This window comes from Corynebacterium tuberculostearicum (assembly GCF_022347385.1).
GTDB classification, from domain to species: domain Bacteria; phylum Actinomycetota; class Actinomycetes; order Mycobacteriales; family Mycobacteriaceae; genus Corynebacterium; species Corynebacterium tuberculostearicum_M.
The window spans coordinates 1-19,167 of record NZ_JAKRDT010000022.1; the positions used below are offsets into that span (position 1 = coordinate 1).

General features: G+C 55.4%; 16 protein-coding genes. 5 read left to right on the plus strand and 11 right to left on the minus strand.

The window, feature by feature from the left end:
- Both MHK00_RS10555 and MHK00_RS10560 read left to right on the plus strand, forming a co-directional pair.
- On the plus strand, positions 1-278 hold a 278-nt coding region (locus MHK00_RS10555), incomplete at its 5' end, for an integrase core domain-containing protein (protein WP_250411724.1).
- A 97-nt stretch (positions 279-375) separates the two neighbouring features.
- Positions 376-921 carry a hypothetical protein gene (locus MHK00_RS10560; protein ID WP_005325306.1) on the plus strand — a complete coding sequence of 182 codons (546 nt, stop codon included), beginning with the start codon at positions 376-378 and terminating at the stop codon, positions 919-921.
- A 24-nt stretch (positions 922-945) separates the two neighbouring features.
- Here MHK00_RS10560 and MHK00_RS10565 read toward each other — a convergent pair whose 3' ends face one another.
- From MHK00_RS10565 to MHK00_RS10605, 9 genes are all read right to left on the minus strand, one after another.
- The gene (locus MHK00_RS10565) at positions 946-1,854 is read right to left on the minus strand and encodes a hypothetical protein (RefSeq protein WP_005325305.1); all 909 of its coding nucleotides are present in this window, start codon (positions 1,852-1,854) and stop codon (positions 946-948) included.
- Positions 1,855-1,861: 7 nt separating this feature from the next.
- Complete coding sequence (locus MHK00_RS10570) at positions 1,862-2,830, minus strand: hypothetical protein (protein ID WP_250411726.1); 969 nt, start codon at positions 2,828-2,830, stop codon at positions 1,862-1,864.
- Positions 2,830-3,669 (minus strand): hypothetical protein, encoded by an 840-nt coding sequence (locus MHK00_RS10575; RefSeq protein ID WP_040425393.1) that lies wholly within the window; start codon positions 3,667-3,669, stop codon positions 2,830-2,832. The genes MHK00_RS10570 and MHK00_RS10575 overlap by 1 nt, the downstream gene beginning before the upstream one ends.
- 17 nt (positions 3,670-3,686) lie before the next feature.
- The gene (locus MHK00_RS10580) at positions 3,687-7,631 is read right to left on the minus strand and encodes a coiled-coil domain-containing protein (RefSeq protein WP_250411728.1); all 3,945 of its coding nucleotides are present in this window, start codon (positions 7,629-7,631) and stop codon (positions 3,687-3,689) included.
- A 167-nt stretch (positions 7,632-7,798) separates the two neighbouring features.
- Positions 7,799-8,692 carry an AbfB domain-containing protein gene (locus MHK00_RS11980; RefSeq protein WP_179387022.1) on the minus strand — a complete coding sequence of 298 codons (894 nt, stop codon included), beginning with the start codon at positions 8,690-8,692 and terminating at the stop codon, positions 7,799-7,801.
- A 41-nt stretch (positions 8,693-8,733) separates the two neighbouring features.
- Complete coding sequence (locus MHK00_RS10590) at positions 8,734-9,999, minus strand: LGFP repeat-containing protein (protein ID WP_250411730.1); 1,266 nt, start codon at positions 9,997-9,999, stop codon at positions 8,734-8,736.
- Positions 10,000-10,633: 634 nt separating this feature from the next.
- Positions 10,634-11,413 carry an ABC-2 transporter permease family protein gene (locus MHK00_RS10595; protein ID WP_250411732.1) on the minus strand — a complete coding sequence of 260 codons (780 nt, stop codon included), beginning with the start codon at positions 11,411-11,413 and terminating at the stop codon, positions 10,634-10,636.
- A gap of 6 nt (positions 11,414-11,419) precedes the next feature.
- Positions 11,420-12,403, minus strand: a complete 984-nt coding sequence (locus MHK00_RS10600) for an ABC transporter ATP-binding protein (protein WP_150851244.1) — start codon at positions 12,401-12,403, stop codon at positions 11,420-11,422.
- A gap of 29 nt (positions 12,404-12,432) precedes the next feature.
- A complete protein-coding gene (locus MHK00_RS10605; protein ID WP_005325579.1) occupies positions 12,433-12,927 on the minus strand; it encodes an NUDIX domain-containing protein in 495 nt (164 codons plus the stop codon).
- Between the two features lie 70 nt (positions 12,928-12,997).
- On the opposite strand from MHK00_RS10605, the gene MHK00_RS10610 reads away from it, so the two are divergent.
- The 3 genes from MHK00_RS10610 to MHK00_RS10620 are packed head-to-tail and all read left to right on the plus strand — an operon-like array spanning position 12,998 to position 18,026.
- A complete protein-coding gene (locus tag MHK00_RS10610) occupies positions 12,998-14,443 on the plus strand; it encodes a GlnX family signal transduction membrane protein (RefSeq protein ID WP_250411734.1) in 1,446 nt (481 codons plus the stop codon).
- Positions 14,443-15,456: a glutamate ABC transporter substrate-binding protein gene (locus MHK00_RS10615; protein WP_250411737.1), complete on the plus strand. Its 1,014-nt coding sequence runs from the start codon at positions 14,443-14,445 to the stop codon at positions 15,454-15,456. Before MHK00_RS10610 ends, MHK00_RS10615 begins: the two co-directional genes overlap by 1 nt.
- On the plus strand, positions 15,453-18,026 hold the full coding sequence (locus MHK00_RS10620) for a serine/threonine protein kinase (RefSeq protein WP_250411739.1): 2,574 nt from the start codon (positions 15,453-15,455) through the stop codon (positions 18,024-18,026). Before MHK00_RS10615 ends, MHK00_RS10620 begins: the two co-directional genes overlap by 4 nt.
- A gap of 89 nt (positions 18,027-18,115) precedes the next feature.
- Here the strand turns inward: MHK00_RS10620 and MHK00_RS10625 are convergent, their stop codons facing one another.
- Positions 18,116-18,670, minus strand: a complete 555-nt coding sequence (locus tag MHK00_RS10625) for a VapC50 family PIN domain-containing toxin (RefSeq protein WP_250411740.1) — start codon at positions 18,668-18,670, stop codon at positions 18,116-18,118.
- Positions 18,670-19,116, minus strand: coding sequence for a helix-turn-helix domain-containing protein (locus MHK00_RS10630; RefSeq protein ID WP_250411743.1), 447 nt, complete (start codon positions 19,114-19,116; stop codon positions 18,670-18,672). The genes MHK00_RS10625 and MHK00_RS10630 overlap by 1 nt, the downstream gene beginning before the upstream one ends.
- Positions 19,117-19,167 lie beyond the last annotated feature (51 nt).

Here is a 19,167-nt window from a genome sequence, read left to right on the forward strand (position 1 = left end):
CTGAGTATGGAATTGCTGCCTCTACCGGGACAGTAGGAGATTCCTATGACAATGCTTTGGCCGAAAACGTCAACGGTTCCTACAAAAATGAGCTGATTCATCGGCGGTCGTGGGACAGCGTAGTTGACGTGGAGATCGCGACGTTTGAATGGGTTAATTGGTGGAACGAGGTACGGCTTCACCAAAGTCTCGGCTATCGCACGCCAGCTGAGGTTGAGTCAGAGTTTTGGGAAACCAACCCGGCCCAAGAAATAATGGAAATCAAGGCAAATGCCTAGGAACAAAACCCGGGACACTTCATACCGCTGGAATACTCGACTGGCGGGGGCGTTACACTCTCAGCTGTCTTACTTTGAGGTTCTAACACGCAACGCTATGAACAACGCACTTCAAGACTGGAACGATAAGGAAAAAGGCTCCAGAGACTGGTCCCTTGAACACCAATCAGCACAGCTTTTATACGACATGTTCAAAGGGCCAATTGGACAGGCTAGAAAATGGGCTCGGAAAGAATCTCAGCGTCGCCGCAATGGACACGCGCGCAAGAACGCTCCGCTCAGCCATGATGATGTAATAGCTCAACTCACATTAGGTAATTGGTCGAATCTTCTCGGAGAAGCGTTGCCAGACCATCGTCCAAACGCAAAAATACTGTGGAAAGAGTGCTTACACCACGCCTTTCCCCGCGTTGACCTTAAGGACCAATCGAGGGAAAACATTGGGAAGAAAGTCGAAAGACTGACACGTTTACGCAACCGAGTATCACACCAAGAAAACCTCTTGGAAACCAACATCCGAGGACGACTCAACGATCTTCTGACAGTACTTAAAGCCATCGACGCTAGCTACCCTGCCTGGGCTATGACAGATTCTCAAGTGCGACGGGTAGCGCAAGAAGATCCTCGCAAAAGTTGGAGGTAAGGCGTCCCTGGATCCCCACAAGGTCTATCCTTGCAGTTGGGCAAAGATTCTTTCGTTAAAGTCATAGACGTATGGTCCCCACTTTTGTATTGCATTTAGCAATGCTTGGTCATCAAGTCCGACGGACGTATCGACCACGGCCCGCGTATAAAGCTCGACATGTTCTCCGGAGTCGAGGACAAATGCCGTGGGCGCTGGTTCAAAAACATGGAGCTGATTAATAGCCTGAGCCAGTGCCGTACTCAAAGCCGGATGCTGGTTATTGAGCGATGAACCAATGGTAAAGCGCAGTTCGTTTTCTGCCACTTCAATATCCAAGAATTGCCCGCCAATACTTGTTTCTACCACTTGAAAGTTGCCTGCCATACGAGTCTCCGGCATTACTCCGGTAAGACGTGCCATACACATTTCAACTCTCTCAACAGTAACGCTTTCACACTTTTGTGCATCGGGGGACGCAACATCGCTAAAGATATCCAGCACCTCGCCTTGTGGTTGAAGGCGTGCGGGTACAGAAGTTGTATTGCTGGAAGAGATAATTGAATAGGCGAGCGCTTGCGCATACCACTGCTCCACCTCGTCAAGGCTTCGACGCCACCATGCCTGCAGCCGCGCAGCTGTCAGGAATTCTCCGACTAGTAGAGATGCCTTTGCCTGTATTTGCCCCTCGCTGACAACAAAGCGGCATAAACCTGTCGAAGATTGTTGCAAGGCACTGATCAGTGCCAACGCGGTCATTTCATCTGAAACAAGACCAGGAATGAGAAAAGTTGCCTCTGTCGATTCATACTCATGATTGGCTCTGATAAAAGCCTGCAGTCCATCGATGGGGAGGTTTCTCGTGATCTGACCGGTCTCAGTACCGAGATACACGTGGTGGCCAAGATCTGCGAGGGCAACTGCGTATGCATTGATTGTTGTAGGAATGTTCATCTCTAACTCATCCTTGCTCTGAGACAGGGATCGATGACCAAGCTCGGATAGGCCCGTCATGAAGTCCCTGGAAGAACTGATACTTCTCTAGAGGGATACGCGCCGGCGGATCGTAGTCTTTCGCTTCTACCAATTGATCCTCATAAGTATCTGCAACCTGCGCCGGAGTTAAGCGCACTAGATAGCCTTCTGTCCCATAAAAGGAATCGTCATACGGGGACACACCCAGCGGCGCGAGGATGTCTTCGACCTGCTTTTCTCCAAACTGGGACCACATAATCCGCGCGTGCTCGTCGGTAAAAGACTCTTCCGGAAACTCAGTGACCTTTGGCAAGGAATCAAAATCAAAACCGTAGTCTTTAAACGGTTCGGTTTGATCAGAAAGAAACCTCATATATCGATACCACCGGCCATTGGAATTTTTAGCAGTTTCATTTGTCAGACAGCGGTATACATAGCAATCGAGGTAAGTTTCATAAGGTTTCGAAGGAATCGCACGCATTGAAAAACGAAGCATTCCATAGCTTGCTCGGCGGGAAAAATTTTCATCAGTGTTGTCTACCCATGGTTCATGCTCTATAGAAATGTAGTACGGGACCTGCGGCGTAATTTCTTGCTGGAGTGCAAGGTCGTAGGAAAACTCGGCAATTCCTGGGAGCTTAGTTGATTGTGGGAATGAGCATGGCCCGAATACAGCCGTCCACTCCGAGTTAGTAGGAACAAAAACAAACTGAAGAATATGATTCTGTGGCTTGATTAGTCCTGCTAGTTGGTTTCTGCCAGCCGCTACTTTTTTGACATGGACGTTGCACTCGACCTTGTGATTTTCCCTGTAAAGATAGGGTTTTGCATAAGGGCTATCGAAGCCTGAAGCCCACTTCTCAAATTCCTTGACGACAGTTTCAATTGGAAATCGAAGGAGTTTTACTTCGTACGATATAGGTGCGATGGACTCGGTGAAGAAAAACTTCTTCATTAACCTTCACTCCTTTCATGTTCTCGATCCCACGTGTGCTCTGGATAATCAAAAATTGCTGAAGATCCATAGGCTTGCGCAAGAGGGTAGCCTGCATTAATTAGCGTGGCACGTCCGGTGAGGAAATCTCTATTGAAAGGATCTAGCCCAAAAAGATGCGCGCAGTCAGCCAGATCCTGGGTAGTAAACCGTTTCCGTAAAGGTCCTTTCTTAGCTTTTAGTCTTTCCAACCCAGGGAAGTGAAATTCTTCCGCCTCTGGCCATTGTGTAAATGCTTGAAACCTTGACTCGCCTTCACCGATGCCTACGTCGAAGAATTGCTCGCCTCGATTTTCGGGTACTGGTTCTGAAAGTCCAATAGCGGCATGGATGTCATAGGAGTGGACCGTGAGGTTCTTAGTGCCAGTGCGTGAGCCGAGTGCGTCCTCTAGCTCTCGCTCGTCAGGATGGTCCTGGATAAGCACTTGGGTCATTCCCGGGACGAAAGGAATCGATCCAACAAGTCCAATGAAACTCAGAAACTGTTCGTATTCCATAGGCCTATCGCACAGGAACCATACCCATTCAGGATTCTTGGTTTCCAGGACTGCCGTCCAACGGCGAGGAATCTTCGGATCCCGTACCCCAAGGCGCAGCGCGTTGGGAAGGTCATCGACCGTCGTGTCAATCTCTACATATTGCTGTGACCAGTAACTGTTGGCAGCACCTTCAGGCGTGATGAAAATTCGCGAGCGTGAAGCCGCCTCTACGGCATAGTCGTAGGGAAGTTTTAGGAACAATTGGTCATAGGAATATGGCGCAAACAGATAATCAATATCTCGGCGAAGGTAAAGGGTCATTCTCATCCCATTCCAAGTTAAGGGTTGTAGCTATCTACTGCGTTTCGATTGGCCGTGATGACTTTCATGAGGTCGTCGGATTCGTCGATGTCGTCGAGTGTAAGAAGCCAGACGTCTGCATTCGGATTGGCATCCAATAGTTGGCGTGCATGGTGAAACGCTCGTGGTGCAGGAGGTCGATCAAACTCCGTCTTTATTGACCGGCCAGAGCTATCGACAATATTAACGTCAGGGCGTCCGCGACTAAGAGTCTTTAGAACCTTTTTGTCAAGTTTTTCATCGTAGACAAAATCAACATCACGCTGATTTAATCGTGCAGCCGATGCGCCTCGCTTCTGTGCGAATAATACTTGCATCTGGGCAAACTGGTTTTGCGCGGAGGTTTTCCCAACTGTTCGCTTATGCAGATCCAATGGTTTAGGAGCATTCCGCAAACCAATTTTATTTAGGATATGCGGTTGAGTTACTGGGACTTGAATTACTGAATTTGCAACCTTATCTTGGAGGCTCGAAATTGCCGCAATGACTTGCGTCTCCTTGGTCTTGTACCCAAAGGCCATGATTTCGGAAGCTTTAATATCGCTTAGCGGTGTTGTCCTGTCCCATTTCATGAACACGTTAAGTTCATCTGGGGTTAACGTGTGGATATCGAGCTGATGGACAGTAAATGTCCTGGGATATCCGCCGCAGCGCGAGATAGCAGGCTGAATATATGCTTTAGCCTTGTTGTGTGTTGGCCTGTGTATGGCGAAGGAATACGTCGGTTGTTGGCGAGATGCTGCTAGTGTGATCCCGCATTTTCCTGGTTTACTCAGCCCAGCAATAAGGCGGTCTGCTTTTTGTTGCTTGCGTACGCTTAGGAGTTTCTTGACATCTGGGAGCTTGGCTAAGAGTTTCCGGATAGCCGATGCCGCCTTTAATCCTTTGCCGAACTTAACAATGGCCCCACCTGGGATGAAACTTAATGCGGTCCAGAGGCAGCCTGAGATTTCTCCCTTGAAGCAATTGATTACGTCGGTAACGCCTATAAAATCAAGCAGGATGTTTAGTGCTTCTTTACCGATGGTTTCTTTAATGGCATCGAGAACGCTTGTCGGTGCGTTTTCACCTGCTCCAGCCATGGAAGCTTCTTGTAGTTCTGCTTCTTCTGCGAGTTGCTTTTGGATTGCTGCGTCGTAAGCTTCTTGAGCTGCTTGGCCTGCCCGCTGAGCGTCGTAGCCGGCTGCATTTGCTGATTGGCGTGCGGTTGCAGCAGAACTTGCAGCGTCATTTGCTGATTGGTGTGCTTGTAAGGCATAGCTAGTAGCCGCGTCGGCATTGGCGCCAGCTTGTCGCGCATCTGCTTCCGCTTGGTTAGCGGCAGTATGAGCTCGCTCTTTCTGGGCTAGAGCAAAGCGTAGGGAGTTTTCTGCGTTGCGCACATGGTCTTGTGCGATTCGGGCAGATTGAGCTGCCTTTCCTGCCCACTGCGAAGCTTGATTGGCGTAGTCTCTTGCTTTTACAGAATCGCCATAGGCGGCATAGTAGGACTGCTGGGCTTTAGCGGCGTTTTCGGATGCTTTTTGCGCTGCGGAAAAACCTTGTTGAAGTAGAGCGTTGATACTATCGTTGTAAACTGTGCGTTCGGCATCATCGCCAGACTTTCGAAAAGCTTCAACAGAGACAAACTCGTTGAGCATGGCTCGGTCGCCGAGCACAGCTGCTTCTGCAGAAGCTTTAAGTTCGGGTCCGCCGGTTCTTGCGAGTTCGTAGGCTTGACGTTGTTGGTCTTCATATCGAGCTTTTTCAAAGCCGCCTTCAACGACAAAATCGACAAGGTCATCGTAGGTTCCAGAAGAAATGGCTGCGTCAGCTTTTTCCTTAACGGTATTGCCGCCGGCGTCGCGAAGCTGCCAAGCTTGTCGAGTTAGTTCTGGGACTTTCATAGTGTGAACAGTCTCGTTAAGGAACGTGTCTAACTCTGCTGGAGGGTCTTCGATATGCTCGTCGGCAGCTTTGCGGATTTCTGGATTGGGATCTGCCTGCCACAAGAATTGGGCCTTGGTGACATTGTCTTGGTACTTAAGGGAGTCGAAAGACTTCACGAAGGCCAGAAGATCTTCTTGAGATCCGGTTTGGAGTGCGACTTGAGCGCCGCCCTGGACCATGGAATCGCCTACTTGTAAAGCAGAGACTGTAAGTTGCTGAACCTTTGCAGTGTCGATGCTCTCCTCAGGAACTTGCGCTAGAGAGGAAAGTTCTGTCAGATCTGCTTGCAGGCGTTGTTTTTCTTCTTTGTTATCGTGGACTACCTTATCTTGTGCATCTTCGAGTTCACGTGCATATACTGCTTGGTCTTTGAGGTATTGGGCTTCTTGTTCTTGGCGCTGGGTGGCAGCTTCTTGAGAAAGTTTGGCGATGTCATTGGCAAGGTTGATGGCCTCGATGGATTTTATCGCTGATTCTTGGGCTGATTGAGCATTAGCGCCGGCTCTTTGTGCGGCGGCAGAGGCATTGCCGGCTTCTCGTGCCGCGTCTTCTGCGGCTTGGGCGCTTTTATTTGCGTGGTCGGCGGCTTGTCGAGCTGCTGTACGGGCTTTTTGTACTAGTTCGGTGATCTGGTTGACGATTCCGTCGACTTCGTTAGAGGCTGCTCGTGCTCGAGAGGCTGCTGCGCGTGCTCGTGCGGCACCTGCTCGTGCTTCTGCAGCGGCTTGGTCACCGGCTCCTGCGGCGGCTGCTGCTTCGGATGCAGCGGCTGCTGCCGCATCAGCATTGTTTGCAGCGCTGGCTGCGGCGCCGCTGGCGGTGCGGGCAAAACCGGCGGCGGCGTCTGCGTGGACAAAAGATTGCGCGGCTTTGTCAGCAGCCCGTGCAGCATCACGAGCTTGTTCGGCTGCTTGGCGCGCTTGAGATGCCATGGAGGCGTCATAACCTGCCGCAGAAGCACGGGATGCTGCTTCTTGGGCTGCAATCCGTGCCCGAGAAGCAGCAGAGGCTGCACGAGCTAGAGCATCGGCAGTTTGGGCTAAGGCTTGTCGTGCTTCTGCTGCTGCAGCCACTGCGTTATCGGCTACTTGGGCAGACTGGTTAGCAAGCTTTCCTGCCGACGCTGCGGCATTGCCTGCCCTTACTTGTGCTGCATCGGCGGCTAGTGCCTCATCTTTTGCTTTTTGAGTAGCCTGTCGAGATGCCTCTGTTGCCCGTCTGGCTTGGTCAGCGTTTGTTGCAGCGAAGCTTGCGGCACGCTGGGCTTTATCGGACTCTTCGATAGCGGTATCGACCAGTTCGGTAATACTCATCTTCTCTGAGTCTTGGGCCGCATCAACAAACTGCCCATAGCGAAGATACGACTCAATTGCTGTATCTGTATCTGTCATCAGTGCTTCTGAAGCGCCTGCAGCAACTGATGGGAGTGGGGATCGGGAAAGTTCGTAGACTTCGCGTCGTTTATCATCCCAGCGAGCTTTATCTGCACCTGTTGCTGCAAACTCGCTTAGGGCTTCTTCAGTGTCTGTAGATAGTGCCTTTTCGGCTGCTGATTTAAGGACACTTCCTTCTGGCGCTTGGGTCGCTTTCCACGCGGTGGCACGATCATCTTCGGTTTGGGCTGTTTGCCACCCAGTATCGATAAAGTTGCTAAGACTGTCGATATCACCTGCATCAAGTGCCTGTTTGGCTGCGTTTTGAACGTTTTCTTCAGATAGTGAAGAGATTGTCACCACTATTTGGCGAAGGTCTTGAGTGCGGGCCTCATCCATGCCTGATTTCGCATAAGCAGATAATTCTTCTTGCCCGCCTCGAAGTACTTCTTCAGCAGCTGCCTGCGAGGCAGGGAAGTTGGTGCTCACCATTTCAATGGCATAGTTTCGCGCTTGCTGTTCATCAGCAATCTCAGCACCCAGGTCGCGTTGATCTACTTGGGCAAGCGCATGCGCTGACGAAAGGCTAAGCCCTACTGCAGCAGCGGTGATAACGGACATGATTTTTCGAGCGCAATGTGTCACTGTCTTCGCAGGGTGATGATGCTTGTAGCGCATGTGCGGGCTTTCTTATCTAAAGGTATGGGTTAATTGGGCGCTATGCGTTACAGCGAAAGCAGCCTGAAAAGGCATACACAGTGGCGGCCCTTTTATTACATGTTTTGTGTTTACTTCCCGGGTAGGGCAAGGCCCTGGTCGATAAACCACACCGATTCACTCGTGCGAGAAGTGGTGGTCGCAACCTTTTGCGTCCCACTTGCTGTGAGAACACGATTTTGATTTAGTGCCGAAGCAAGGCGAGTTCCTGTGGGAGTTTCTGCCACACTTGCAGGACACCACGTTGCACCTTTGGCGTTCGGGTTGCTTTGAACAGCTACCGATCCGTTAGAGTGCATGGTCAAGAAGACGCCTGGATATGCGGCTGCTTCCAAGGACAGGCACTGAGAACCATCGCGGGCTGGGACTACTTTAAAAGACGCGTCGAGGCGATCATTAAAGCCTGAGTTTCTATCTATGCTTGATAGTTCTACTCCGGCCCAAGACAATCGCAGTATTTTTCCGCCGGCATATCGGCCAGCAGAACGCATACTGATCACGTGTGGGTTGGCTGTATCCACGCTAAGGTCGCCAGTGCCAGCACCGGTTGAGGTCGCTACCGGGGTGACCTGCATTTCAACAACGGTAGAACGATTATTGCCAACGTCGATGCTTTGGATTTTTCCTGGTTCCACTACTCGCTGCCAGTACACATCACCATCAGGCAACTTAAAGGCCACTGAAACCGGTACTTTTAAGCGATTGACAACTCCATACGATCCCGTAATGTTCACGGCCACCCAGCCTGTGGGCTTTGTAAGGAAAAAGCACGCTTTAGAATTTTCCAGCTCTGAAGAATCAATACGCACGTACTCCGCCCCAGTAGCACAGTCTTTTTGAACGAGACCACCGTCGCCTGCTGTGGTGTTCACAGGCGTTTCCGCTAGTGCGGGAGAGGTAGCAAGACCAGCAGAAACTATGCAGGTAAGTACTCCGATAGATAAGCGTTGGACAAAAGAATTCACAATAGGCTCCTTGAATCTAGGTACGCAGTTGAACACCGTGGTTACTTCGACAACGGGATATACGTCGTCGAAGAGGAATTAATGGTTGAACGCACAGTTCCGGCAAACTTGCTCCATACCTGTGAACCAATGTGATCGGAGCTAAAAGGACCTTGAACCTTTGAGGTCTGTGTCGGGCCAAAGGATTCGACTACGAGGCGAACCCATGTTTTGTCAGAGCCGGTGTAGGAATTTTCTACGCTGTCGTTGTCGAAGACAACATCGTCATCATCTGCATTGGGGGAAGCTACTTCATCGAATCGGATGTTTAGTGTTCTGCCGCCGCCTTCAGGATGATCACTAGCAGTAACCAGTGAAAACCCTTCATCAGAGATACGCTCTACGGTTACTTTGCTTTTAGCTCCGCCCACACCTGTAAAAGTGCATACGGAGCCCTCGGTAATTTCGTCAGGGCACCCTGAGAGAGGAAAGTACTTATCCATGTTTTGGATAACTTCACGATAAACCCCGGCTGCATGCCACCGCTTGAAGTCGGTGGTGTTAAACAGTGGATAAATCTGACGGTAACTCGAAATATTCTGATTGTCATAAGCCTCCAGGGCCTTGCCAGTAGGTTCAAAATACTGAATAGATCCGCCCTGGAAATCCTGCTTTATGCCTCCGCCTGCAGCGTATTTTTCCGATGTGGGAAACTTCAAAGAGCTACGCTCCCATCCCTGACTTCCCCAAAAATCCCGAATGGGGCCAGAAATACTATGGACCCCGCCAGCTTGTGACCAGTAGATAGATCCGCCTTGAAAATGGTTGTAGCGCCCAGTCTTTTCTGGGGTAAGCAACTCATCAGTGGTTGGGTATCCTAGCTCACCGGTCTCCCAGCCTTGCTGAGCCCATTTATCGCGAATTCCTCCCCACACTTGATGAGCATCAGTCTCTGGCGACCAGTAGATAGACCCGCCCTGGAAATGGTTAAACCGCCCCTTACCATCAGGGGTCTTCAACTCATCAGTAATGGGATATCCCAAGGCCGCGCCTTCCCAGCCAAGATCTCCCCACTTATTGCGAATACGCCCACCCACCTGGTGAGCAATTCCATTATCAACACCGGCATGCCAGTAAATGGAGGCATCCTTAGCAAACACCTGGAACCGACCATTATTTTTAGCTACACGCTCATCAGTTGTAGCGTCACCAAAAGTCTTCCACCCACCAAGCCGGTGATACGCCTCTTCAATACGACCACCAATCCAATGACCGTGAAAAAACCTTGGCACTTGAAACACCAGCACCAGCAAAAGTAACACTTGCACATACCGCAATAGTTGCAGTCAGCTTCTTAGCGAATTTCATCCGTAGCCCTTTCACACCACCGCATTTAAAAACAGCTGAACACCAGATAATTGACAGCCTGAGTTAGGGTATCGCTACGGTTGCACACAGTCCATAGATGTGTGTTTTGAAACCTTATCTAAAAACTAAATAATTCGTTAAAACGCCAGATGAGCACATGCGCAGACTCGATTTTCGCGTCTCGCGAAAGGTATTCAAAATAACCTATATGAGGGGTACATATAACTCTAATCTAAACATTTACACTGCACATTCAGGCTGGGCAGTGTACACATTGCATGTCAACGATGCGCTTTGGTGGGTGAAGCGGTGACGGACATTGTTCATGAAGCCCAGGACACGCACCTGTGCGCCTTGTTCATCGAAGCCCACGGGGGCGGTGGAGACTACGAGTACGCGCTAGACGCCGCCACGCTCGCCCGACTCGTGCGCGCAGCACAGAGGGCACTTTCTTAACAACGTCCCGCAGATAATCCAGACAAACTTCTAGGCTTAGCCACCAGCCTCAAAGGAAAGCTGTTGCGGAGACAAGTAACCGCCCCGGCAGGCAGCCCATGAGCTGCCATCCGGGGCGGTGCTGTGCGTTAGAGCCGCTTAGGCGTCGCGCTTTTGCAACAAGAGGACACCGAGGCCCCACAGGATAACGGCCCAGGCAACAAATACCAGGCAAAATCCCCAGTTTTCCTTCCACGGAGCATCAACAGGTTCCATCTCCAGCAGCCAGGACTGGAAAGACTTAAACGGCATGTAGTTCACCAGCTTGCTGCCGACCTTGGGGATGGTGGCTACGAGATTGTCCACGCCGAGGAAAAGGATGAGGCCAATTGCCACGGCACCAGCCGTCGAGCGCAGCAGCAGTCCTAGGCCTTGCGAGAAAAGGACGAGCAGCGCGGCAGCCAGCGGGTACTTCCACAGCTGCTTTTGGCCCATCTCGTCATCCCAAGGGTGAAATTCCGCGGCTACTTCATCGTGGGCAAAAAGCTCGGTAAGCAGGTAGGCGCCCGCCACGGCGATAAAGGTCAGCGCGGCCGCGATAACCGCGTACATGAGCAGCTTAACCAAGGCCACCGACCAGCGGCGCGGGGTAGCCATAAACGTAATGGTCTGCGTACCAAAGCGGTACTCGGTGGTCACGATCATGATGGCCTGGATCATGAGCACGGGCAGGCCGAGGAACAATAGGAAAGACACCGCGCCATCCGAGGTGATAACCCCCATGCCCATCGCTGCCTCTTCAGGATTTTCTGCCGGCTTAGTCAAACGAGCATTGAGGATGGCCCAACCCCAGGCAAAGAAAAGGAAGATGAAGGTGGTACACCAGAAGGAGCGGGTGGTGTGCAGCTTGGTCCATTCGGACTTCAAGGTATTCAGCATGGCGAATTAAACCTCCTGCTGGGTGGGTCGAGCGAACGGAGTGGCGGCGCCAGCGGTGCCCGGGTTGGGGGCGCCGCTGGAGCCGTGGTACTGGACGGCGTCGCCAGTAAGCTCCATGAAGGCATCCTCCAAGGAGGCGCGCTTGAGGCTGAGCTCATTAAGCGGCACCCCGGTGGAGTAGGCCAGCTGGCCCACGAAGTCGGTGGTCTGGTTGGAAATCACCAGGCGGGGGCGGCCTTCCTCGTCGGTGGACTCAGTAAAGGCGATTCCCTCGGCACGCAGCGCGGAGCTAAAGGCATCGAGATGGTCGGAGCGCACCAGCACGGAGGACTGCGAGTGGTCCTTCACAAAGTCATAGGTGGGCTGGTCCGCCACCAAGCGGCCCTTACCAATGACCACGAGGTGATCGGCGGTCTGAGACATCTCCGAGAGCAGGTGGGAGGAAATCAAAATGGTACGGCCCTCATCGGCCAGGGCGCGCACGAGCTGGCGGACCCAGCGAATGCCTTCTGGGTCGAGGCCGTTGACCGGCTCATCCAGGATGAGGATGCCGGGGTCACCGAGCAGCGCGCCGGCTAGGCCCAGACGCTGGCCCATGCCGAGGGAGAAGCCGCCGACCTTCTTACCGGCGACGTCGGAAAGCCCTACCAGCCCCAAGACCTCGTCAACGCGGGAAGTAGAAATGCCGTTGGACTGCGCAATCCATTTCAGATGGTTGGCGGCGCTGCGGTTGCGGTGCACCGCTTTGGCATCGAGCAAGGCGCCTACCTCACGCAGGGGATCCTTCAGCTCGTGGTAGCGCTTGCCATTGATGCGCGCCCTACCGCCTGTGGGAGTATCCAAGCCCAGGATCATGCGCATGGTGGTGGATTTGCCCGCGCCATTGGGGCCCAGGAACCCGGTGACCATGCCGGGTTTTACCTGAAAGGTGAGATCATCAACGGCGCGGACAGACTTATATTGTTTAGTCAGTCCTTCTACTTCGATCATGGCACTAGCGTGCCATAAATCCGGCAACTTTACCTGTTTAATGCCTCCACGCTCTCCCGCAGGATGGGAAAGGCGTGGCGGAAGGCGGCCAGGAGGGGGAGGCTTTCTACCTCCTCAAAAGGCACCCAGCGCAGCTCATAGGACTCTTCATTAGCTGTAGTAGGAAGCGGGGCGCCGGTGCGCGTGCGTGCTAGGACGGTGGTGTAGGTCCACTCCCCCGGCAGATCCCCCGCCGCGGGATAGGGCCCGGCCGTTACTCGCGCATCGAGCACCTCTACGTCCTGGGGTGCAATCGCACATTCTTCATGGGTTTCACGCAGCGCGGCCTGGGTGGGAGTCTCCGTAAAATCGCGGGCGCCACCCGGAATCCCCCAGGTATCGCCGTGATTGGTCCACGCGGCGCGGTGTTGGAGGAGCACCTTGCGCCCGGCGACGAGGAACAGGCCGGCGGCACCAAATTTTCCCCAGACGCGAATGCCGCCGGGGCCTGCCGCCCAGCCGTCTCCACTGTGAGGGTTATGCATGCTGCCTATCCTAGCCACACACGCGGGTATATGGTGGCGCCCAGCACACTGCGGGCGCTATTCTAAGTGAATGACCGAGCAGGCAGTCCGGGCAGAAAGCGTGCACGACGAGCACGCTCACCCGAGCGATCACTGGCTCGATGAGGTCACCGCGCCCACCGGCCCGGCCTTCAGCGGGCTCAGCAGCCGCGCCATGGAATGGTTCGCGGGCCCGGCGCGCCTGCTGCGCCGCTTCTACTACTTCGCCTCCACCACCCCAGGCAAGCTTTTTACGGTCACGCTCATTCTCACCGTTGCCCTAGGCGCCGCCGGCTTATCGATGTCCCAATCTTCCGCCGCCCGCCACTCCGACCTAGACGAGCTGCTGACCACCACCGAGCCGATGTCAAACGCGGCACACCACCTTTATAGTTCGCTCTCAGTGGCCGATACCGTGGCCACCACCGGCTTCGTACAGGCCGGCGTGGAATCGGAGCGCAACCGCGATAGCTATAACGAGGCCATCGATGCCGCCTCAGTGGCGGCTACCGAATCCGTGCTGGGCACCACCAAAGAGGATGGCCGGGTGCGCGAGCTGGTGACCTTTATCCAACGCGAGCTGCCCGTCTATACCGCAATGGTGGAAAAGGCCCGCGCCAATCACCGGGCGGGCAATGCGGTGGCCAATTCCTATATGTCCAATGCCTCGGCGCTCATGCGCGAGCGTATTCTGCCGGCTGCCTCCGAGCTATTCCAGCTGACCACCGCCAAGGTAAACCAGCAGCAGCAAGAGCTCACCTCGCCGCAGTGGGTGCCGCTCTCCGGCCTCTTGGCGGCGCTCTTCTTCCTCGCCGTGGCCCAATGGTGGCTGTGGCGCCAGACCCGCCGGCGTTTTAACCGCGGCTTCTTAACTGCCAGCGTGCTGCTTTTCTTGGCCATCTCCTGGGTGGCGCTATCCAACCTCGCCACCTGGTCCACCGGCCACCAGGGCTTCGAGACGGCCTCACGCCCGTGGGATTCGCTCACGGCCTCACGAATTGAGGCGCAGCAGGCGCGCACCTCCGAGACCCTCGCGCTGGTGCTGCGCTCCTCCGAGGAGGATTCAATGGTGCGTTTTTCCAGCTCCATCAACTCCATCGAAGGGGCCCTCGAGGATTATGAAGAAGCGCTCAATGATGAGGATGTGGAGGTCACCGACCCAGAACTCATCCACAGCGCCCGGGCGGCCGCCGAGCAGTGGCGCGGCACTCACGACAAACTCATGGGTGCGCTCAAGGACGGCGACTATGACGAGGCCATCTACCAGGCCACGGCCACCGAGCCCAAGGACGGAGAGATGACCGCGGCGCGTTCCTATGATGAGCTCGACGCGGAGCTCTCGGATCTCATCGGCCAGGCGCGCATCGCCATGCGCAGCTACTTAGAGCGCGGACTGACCGCTATGACAGCGGTGTCCTCGGCCGTGTTCCTGCTGACCTTGTGCGCCATTATTGCCGTGTGGCTGGGCATCCGCCCCCGACTGCAGGAGTACCTCTAATGCGCCGCACACGCCTCGTCCTCGCCGCGCTCACCTGCGCCTGCGCCGCGCTACCGCTCGCCTCCTGCGATGTTCGCTCCACCCCGCCGCTGGAGGCGCCCGCCGAGCGCCCCCTCGACTCCCGGCCGGGCCCGCCGCTGCCGGAAGGGGCGAAGGTTGAAAAGGCCGGCTCCACCGCCGCGCAGCGCGCCTCTGAGGAAGAGATTAAGGGCAGCTACCGCCCGGACGATAAGAAGGCGAAGGAGCGGGTGCCGGACATCGTCAAGCGCGGTCGGCTCATCGTCGGCGTGGATCGTTCCAATAACTTGATGAGTTACCGCGATGCCGCCACCGGCGACGTGCGCGGCTTCGAGGTGGATATCGCCCGCGAGATTGCCCGCGATATCTTCGGCGATCCCAATAAGGTGGACTTCCGCTTCATAGAATCCTCCGACCGCGTTAATGCCCTCAATACCGGCGCGGTGGACATGATCGTGCGCACCATGACCATCAGCCCGGAGCGCGAGCACGACGTGGCCTTTTCCATTCCCTATATGAACACTCAAACCCGCATGCTGGTGCTCACCAATTCCGGTATTAAGTCCGTCAAGGACGCCGCCGGCAAGACCCTATGCGGTGTGGGCGCGTCCACCGCACTGGAAACCATCCGCGAACACGCCCCCAAGTCCGATATCTTGGTTACCCGTTCCTGGGGCGATTGCCTGATGGCCCTGCAGCTTAACCAGGCCGATGGCATCGTCGTCGATGATGCCTTGCTCTCCGGCATGGCCGCCCAAGACTCCTATACCTCCATCGTGGGCGAGCCGCTAGAGACCGAGAATTACGGCGTGGCCGTGCGCCGCCCCAGCAAGCAGCATGACACCCGCCCGCTGCTGCGCCAAGTAAATTCCACGCTCGAGCGCATCCGCCGCGACGGCACTTGGTCTTCCATTTTTGAGGAGTGGCTCGGCGCCTACCTGGAGGAGCCCACCCTGCCGGCCGGAAAGTACATCGAGGAGGACGCTAAGCCATGAGCCATAACCCGAATTTCAGCGATGACGAGCTCGAATACATCGAGCCGGAGAACCTCGATACCCAGCGCGCCTTCCGCCAGCCCACCAATGCCGCCAACTCCGCGCAGGAGCCGGATGCGCTAGACGATGCCCCCTTAGACGACGGCCCAGCTACCGCCGCCGTGGCTTTCGACCCCTTTGCGGACGAGGACGACGAGGGCACTGCGGCCGTGGCCTTCGACCCCTTCGCCGATGAGGATGAGCCCGGCGAAGACGCCGGGACCTCCGCGGTTGCCTTCGATCCCTTCGCGGACGAAGACGAGGACGCCGATGGTTCCATCGACCCAGACCACATTTCCACCCTGTTAGCAGACCTAGACAATATCCGCGCCCAACGCGAACAGCAGCGCGCCCAAAAATCCCAAGAGGACTCCTCGCAACGCTCACGCCGCCGCGCGCTCGACACCTTCCGCGAGCGCCGCGGCACCCACCGCTCCGAGCGCCGCGTGGCCGATGGCATGGTGCGCCTGCCGTTTATCACCCCGGCCGAGCCGACCGATGCCCTCATTGACCCCACCGAGGAATCCTCCGGCAAGAAGATTCCGCCGCCACAGCTACAGCCCGGTGACATGGTGGCCGGCCAGTACGAAATCTTGGGCGTTATCGCCCACGGCGGCATGGGCTGGATTTACCTGGCCAATGATCACTTTGTCTCCGGAAGAGTGGTGGTTCTCAAAGGTATGCAGGCCCAAAAATCGGCCGATGAAACCGCCGCTGCGGTGGCAGAACGCGAATTTCTCGCCGATATTACCCACCCTGGCATCGTCAAGATTTTCAATTTCATCGATGACGCTCGGGTGCCCGGCGGCTTTATTGTCATGGAGTATGTCGGCGGGCCGTCGCTAAGAAGCAGGCGCAAAAAGCAGCCGGATAAGCTCCTGCCGGTCGATATCGCCATCGCCTATATCCTAGAAATCCTGCCGGCCCTGGAGTACCTGCATTCGCGCGGGGTGGTCTATAACGACTTAAAGCCGGATAACATCATCGTCACCGAGGACCAGGTCAAGCTCATTGACCTAGGCGCGGTCTCCGGCATTGGCGCGTTTGGCTATATCTACGGCACCAAGGGCTACCAGGCCCCGGAAGTGGCCACCGAGGGCCCGTCCATCGCCAGCGATATCTACACCATCGGCCGTACCCTGGCCTCGCTGTGCCTCAAGCTGCCTACCGAGGACGGCGTCTACCTGCCCGGCATCCCCACCCCAACCGAGGAGCCGGAGCTGCGTCGCTTCCTGTCGCTCTACCGCCTTCTGCAGCGCGCCACCGACCCGGATCCGGAGCGCCGCTTTACCTCCATCAAGGAGCTGCGCACCCAGCTCTACGGCGTGCTGCGCGAGGTCATTGCCATCCGCGACGGCCTGCAGTACCCCTCTCAGCATTCGCTGTTCTCGCCGCAACGTACCACTTTTGGCACCAAGCACCTGGTTTTCCGCACGGATCAGCTTATCGACGGCATCGATCGCACCGTCCAGATCACCGCCCCCGAGGTCGTCTCCGCCCTGCCTACCCCGCTGCTGGACCGCGATGACGTGGGCGCCGGCCTGCTGCAGGGCGCTTCCTATGCGGAGCCACAGGAGGCCCTGGAGACCCTCCGCCAGGCCATGCAGACCCCCGAGTACGAGCACTCGGCCGAAATCCCGCTGGGCGTGGTGCGCTCCATGATCGACCTGGGCTATACCGGCCAAGCCCGCCAGTGGCTGAGCTCCATCGAGGATCGCCTCGGCCGGGACTGGCGCTTCCAGTGGTACGCCGGCATTACCGAGCTGCTTCACGACGACTACCGTGACGCTCAAAAATACTTCTCCACCGTCCTCGACCTCCTGCCGGGCGAGGCGGCCCCCAAGCTCGCCATTGCCGCCATCAACGAGCTCATCCTGCAGCAGCTGGACTATAGCGATACCGCGCTTATTGACCCCACCGTGGCGCGGGCCTGCTCCAATATGCATTCCACGCTGGCCGATCTCCCTAACTCCGCCTTCGAGGGCCAGCCGGAAATCTGGAACCACGTCACCCAGGATCCGGCCGCGCTACGCTTTAACTCCATGCGCCTCTACGGCATTGTGTGGTCCACCAACCCCACCACCGTCTCCTCCTCCTTTGGCCTCGCCCGACAGCTACGCTCCGAAGGCCAGGTGGAGGTAGCCGTCGTGGTCCTCGACAAGGTCCCCAATGCCTCGCGCCACTATCGCATGGCCCGCTTGACGACGATCCTGCAGCTCATCGTCCACGATCTCTCCGAGTCCCGCATCCGCCGCGCTGCCCGACGCCTCGAAGAGGTCCCCACCAACGAGCCGCGCTTCCTCCAGATCAAGATTGCCGTCATCTCCGCCGGCCTGAATTTCCTGCGCAATGCCGATCTCTCGCGCGCCGCCTCCCCCAACGACCTTTTCGAATACGCCTTTACCCAGCGTGGCCTGCGCACCGGTCTCTCCGAGACACTCCGCGCCCTCGCGCGCCAGGCACCGTTTAGCCGCCACCGCTACGCGCTCGTTGACCTAGCCAACCAGGTCCGCCCCGTCACTACCTTCTAATCGCTACACAGGCTCGTACAGCCGCCCCACAAGCGGCACATCTTCTAGGCCATCCTGCGCTGCATAAATCAGACGACACGTTTGAAAATTTAAGAACGAAGCATTTCAACTGCCCTCGGTGTTCCCGATAACGCTAATGCCGTTAGGACCTCGTCCACACTTCGCGGTGGCTTTTTAAAAGCGGCAGCCGCGTCCTCAATCGAATGCTGCACAATCGCGGGCGAAGAAGCGATCAATTCGCACAAAAACTCATCTGCGCTCTGCCGTCTAATGCCAAAACCATCAAGAATGGAACAAGGAAAGTCTTTTACATTTTCAGTAATGATACTTTGAGCACCACAACTAATTGCTGCCGCTAGGACATGCCTGTCATTCGGATCTGGTAGCCATAGATCATCAATTAATTCCTCGTATCCAGTCACAAGACAATCCTCGACCGCTAAACACATCAATCTACGGGTGCGGGATAACTTCTTAGGGTCTAAATCAGGACGATTGCGCTGCAAGTTAAAGAAGACTTCATCTAGGATTCTCTCCGTCCATCGGGCACGGAATACACCGCTACCAGCCACCCTTATCAGGACATCACGAAGCAAGCTCGGGTAGAGCACATTGGCGTCATAAACAACCGTCAACCGCCCCACTAATAAAGCTCCAGGTCCTCCGATAAGGCTGTCAATTCAGCTACGGCACGGCGCTGACTGGCATCTCTTTCATTCTTGTATTTCTGCAGATCCGCAAGACTCACGCGGCGATGGGACCCAACTTTGTAGCCGGGAAGGCTCCCTTCATCAATAAGCTTTACAACGTGTGGCCGCGAAACATTGAGAAAGTCTGCTGCCTGTTGCGTGGTGAATTCGGATTCCTCGGGCACTACGCGGACCGATTTCCCTGCCGCTTCGATGGCGAGAACTTTTTGCAGGGTTTCGGCGATCTCTCGTGGAATTGCGATTGTTTGCTCGGTTCCTTGCACGAATATATCCACTGGTGCCGGTGAATCTTCTGCCTCCAACACAGAATTGAGCCTTAATAAAGCTTCTTCCGCTGGGCTGGTACCCCGAGTTGTCCCGCCATTTTGTAAGTCCTTCATACCCCCACCCTACAGAATAAACAAAATAAACGAAACGCTTGCTGTACTAGG